Annotated in this window: 4 protein-coding genes; 2 read left to right on the top strand and 2 right to left on the bottom strand. The window is 70.9% G+C overall.

Translation table 11 applies throughout. From position 1 onward, the window contains the following. Positions 1-925 (top strand): DUF6745 domain-containing protein (locus tag AWZ10_RS00630; RefSeq protein ID WP_060890167.1); only part of this gene is annotated, 925 nt, incomplete at its 5' end. A gap of 21 nt (positions 926-946) precedes the next feature. Here AWZ10_RS00630 and AWZ10_RS00625 read toward each other — a convergent pair. Beyond that, positions 947-1,567 carry an L-threonylcarbamoyladenylate synthase gene (locus AWZ10_RS00625; protein ID WP_037698332.1) on the bottom strand — a complete coding sequence of 207 codons (621 nt, stop codon included), beginning with the start codon at positions 1,565-1,567 and terminating at the stop codon, positions 947-949. Between the two features lie 153 nt (positions 1,568-1,720). After that, entirely contained in the window at positions 1,721-3,085 is a 1,365-nt protein-coding gene (locus AWZ10_RS00620; protein ID WP_046709097.1) for an FAD-dependent oxidoreductase, read from the bottom strand. Positions 3,086-3,298: 213 nt separating this feature from the next. Here AWZ10_RS00620 and AWZ10_RS00615 point away from each other — a divergent pair. Then, positions 3,299-3,675, top strand: a 377-nt coding sequence (locus AWZ10_RS00615) for a hypothetical protein (protein ID WP_244172331.1), incomplete at its 3' end; no start/stop codon positions are given.

The raw sequence follows: 3,675 nt of genomic DNA, 5'->3' as shown, positions 1-3,675 counted from the left end.
GCTGCGGGAGCCCGAGCGGGTCGTGTGGGCCCGCTCGCCCCTGGAGGCGGTACGCCTGCTGTCGGGAGCACTGGCGCAGGACGGCCAGGCGCTGCCGGCGACCGGGGCGAGCGTCCGCGACGCGGTCCGCAACAGACCGTTCGCCGCCGAGCGTGCCCGGCTGCACACCCGGCTGGGCCCCACCGGCTGGAGCGACCACTGGCGTGCGGCGGGCGCCGACCTCTGGGAGACGACCCGGCCGCTCGTCGACCGCGTCCGCACGGGCGTCATGGAGGCCCTGGCCCCCGCCGACCGCAAGGAGGAGACCGGTATCCGGCTGCTCCTCCTGGACGCCGTCCTGGGCCAGCACGACGCGGCCTGGCTGTCCGCCTTCGACGCGGCCCCCGCTCTCGACGGACTCGCCGAGGTGGCCCGCACGGCCGGCTGGTGGTGGCCGTACGAGAACGTCGCGGTCGTCGCCGAGCGGCCCGTGGAGCTTCACCGGGACGAGGCGGGCCGACTGGACCGCGGCGACGGACCCGCCCTCGCCCACACCGACGGATTCGCCCTGCACGCCTGGCGCGGACTGCCCGTCCCCGGCGAGTTCCTCGACCGGCTGGGCACGCTGACCCCGGCGGAGATCCGGGCGGAGGAGAACGCGGAGCTGCGCCGCGTGATGCTCGAGTACTACGGCTACGACCGCTATCTGGAGGAGTCCGGGGCGAAGCCGGTGCACCGCGACGAGACGGGTGTGCTCTGGCGCATAGCCCTGCCCGGCGACGAGGACGTGGTGATGGTGGAGGTCGTCAACTCCACGCCGGAGCCGGACGGCACGAGCCGCACCTACTGGCTGCGGGTGCCGCCCACGACGACCACGGCCCGCCAAGGGGTGGCCTGGACGTTCGGGCTGAGCGCCGAGGCCTACGAGCCCTTGCGGCAGACCTGAGCCCTGCCGCCGCTCTCGGGGTCACTCGAACCGTGAGGTGTCGCCCGCGCCCTTGCGGATGATCTCCGCCTCGCCGCTGGAGAAGTCGATGACGGTCGTCGGCTCCGTGCCGCAGTCGCCGGAGTCCACCACCGCGTCGACCAGGTAGTCGAGGCGTTCCTTGATCTCCCAGCCCTGCGTCAGCGGCTCCTCCTCGTCGGGCAGCAGCAGGGTGCTGGAGACGAGCGGCTCGCCCAGCTCCGCGAGCAGGGCCTGGGCCACACGGTGGTCGGGGATGCGCACACCGACGGTCTTCTTCTTGGGGTGCAGGAGCTTGCGGGGCACCTCCCTGGTCGCGGGGAGGATGAAGGTGTAACTGCCGGGCGTCGACGCCTTCACGGCGCGGAACACGTCGTTGTCGACGTGCACGAACTGACCCAGCTGCGCGAAGTTCTCGCACACCAGGGTGAAGTGGTGCCGGTCGTCGAGCTGGCGGATCGTACGGATCCGCTCGATGCCGTCACGACTGCCGAGCTGGCACCCCAGCGCGAAGCAGGAGTCCGTCGGATACGCGATGAGCCCACCCTGACGGATGCTGTCGGCCACCTGCCCGATGGCACGAGGCTGAGGATTTTCGGGATGAACGTCGAAGTACTTGGCCATTGGCCGAGCTTATGCCTTGGAGGGGTCCGACCCCCGTGATGGGGCCGCAGGCCCCCACAGGGGCCCGGGGAACTGCGCGACCAGCCACGATGAACGCGCGGCTTCGGTCGGCCCGCAGTCCCCCTGTCCCCGTCCGCCTGACCCGGCGGAGCGCTACGCGCCGCTCTCCCGCAGCATGTCCTCACGCTCGACGATCTTCACGCGCGCGCGGCCCTGCGGCTCACCCAGCGCCTTCTCGGCGGCGTCGAGCTTGTACCAGCCCTCCCACGTCGTGAAGCGCACGTCGCGCTCCGCGAGGAAGGCGTCGACGGCCTCCGGGGCGGGCGCGGTGGGCTCGTGCAGCCGCCCGTTGGCGAAGTCGTCCAGGAGGTTGGAGACGGTCTCGTTGGCATCGCCCTTGGTGTGCCCGATGAGGCCCACCGGACCACGCCGGATCCAGCCGGTCACGTACGTCGACTGCAGGTGCGCGCCGGTCTCCTCGATGACCCGGCCGCCCTCGTCCGGGACGGTGCCCGACTCGACGTCCCAGGGCAGCTTGGGCAGCTTGTCCGAGAGGTAGCCGACGGCGCGGTACACGCCGGTGACGTCCCAGTCCTTGAACTCGCCGGTGCCCTTGACGTTGCCGGTGCCGTCCAGGGCGGTGCGCTCGGTGCGCAGACCCACGACCTTGCCGTCCTCGCCGAGGATCTCGGTGGGCGACTCGAAGAAGTGCAGGAACAGCTTGTGCGGGCGGTCGCCGATGTCGCGGATCGCCCAGTTCTCCAGGGTCTTGGCGACCATGTCGGCCTGCTTGTTGCCGCGCCGGGTCGCGATGGAGCCCTCGTCGTAGTCGATGTCCTCGGGGTCGACGATGACCTCGATGTTGGGGGAGTGGTCCAGCTCCCGCAGCTCCATCGGGGAGAACTTCGCCTGCGCCGGACCTCGGCGGCCGAAGACGTGGACCTCCAGCGCCTTGTTGGCCTTCAGACCCTCGTGGACGTTGGCCGGGATCTCGGTCGGCAGCAGTTCGTCGGCCGTCTTGGCGAGGACGCGGGCCACGTCGAGCGCGACGTTGCCGACACCGAGGACGGCGACCTTCTCGGCCTCCAGGGGCCAGGTGCGCGGGACGTCCGGGTGGCCGTCGTACCAGGAGACGAAGTCGGCCGCGCCGTACGAGCCGTCGAGGCCGATGCCGGGGATGTCCAGCGCACGGTCGGCCGTCGCGCCCGTGGAGAAGATCACGGCGTCGTAGAACGCGCGCAGATCGTCCAGGTTGATGTCCGACGGGTAGTCGACGTTGCCGAACAGACGGATCTGCGGCTTGTCGAGGACCTGGTGCAGGGCCGTGATGATGCCCTTGATGCGGGGGTGGTCGGGGGCCACGCCGTAACGGATCAGTCCGAACGGGGCGGGCATCCGCTCGTAGAGGTCGATGGACACACCGGGCTCGGTGGCCACGTCGGACTTCAGCAGCGCGTCGGCGGCGTAGATCCCGGCGGGCCCGGCTCCGACAATGGCTACCCGCAGAGGGCGGGGCATGTTCAGGTTCCCTTCGAGCGGAGGAAAGCAACTCGACGGCAAGCCTAAACTAAGGTGACCCTTACCAGGTACGCGGGTCGGGTCTATGACCTCATAAAGCGATCTTATGCCATGCGGAGGAATGGGCAGACGGCGGGGGAGGGCCGGGACCGGCGGCGGACACCGGCGTCCAGCCATGTGTTTGCCGGGGCGATGAACGGCAACGCGGTCTCCATGAACCGATCGAACAAGGACCCGAACGAGAACTCCTCGTCCGCCGAGACGGCCGCGGCCAAGGCCCGCCGGACCACCGGCAAGGCGACGGCACCGGCCACCCAGGGCGCGAAGACGGCCTCGATCAAGCTGGACGACGCGGCTTCGTCGGCCAAGGCCGGCGCCGGGCGCGCGGCCGACACGACCAAGCGCGCGGTCGACAGCACCAACAGTGCCGTGCACAGCGCGGTCAAGGGCGTCGAGGCGGGCCGACAGGCGGTCGTCCAGGCATCCGGCCAGGTGGCGGCCACCGCCAGGACGGCCATGACCGTCATCGCCCACCGCAAGCTCGTCGCCGCCGGTGTGGGCGCGGGCCTGACGGCCCTGACCGCCGCTTC

Source organism: Streptomyces europaeiscabiei (assembly GCF_001550375.1).
Lineage (GTDB): Bacteria > Actinomycetota > Actinomycetes > Streptomycetales > Streptomycetaceae > Streptomyces > Streptomyces europaeiscabiei.
The sequence above is the reverse complement of the archived record's forward strand: the minus strand, read 5'-3'. Positions and strand labels throughout refer to the sequence as shown.

What these genes read in the sequence shown, in the direction of transcription:
- AWZ10_RS00625 (WP_037698332.1), bottom strand. Translation starts at nt 1,567, where the DNA reads ATGGCCAAGTACTTCGACGTTCATCCCGAAAATCCTCAGCCTCGTGCC.
- AWZ10_RS00620 (WP_046709097.1), bottom strand. Translation starts at nt 3,085, where the DNA reads ATGCCCCGCCCTCTGCGGGTAGCCATTGTCGGAGCCGGGCCCGCCGGG.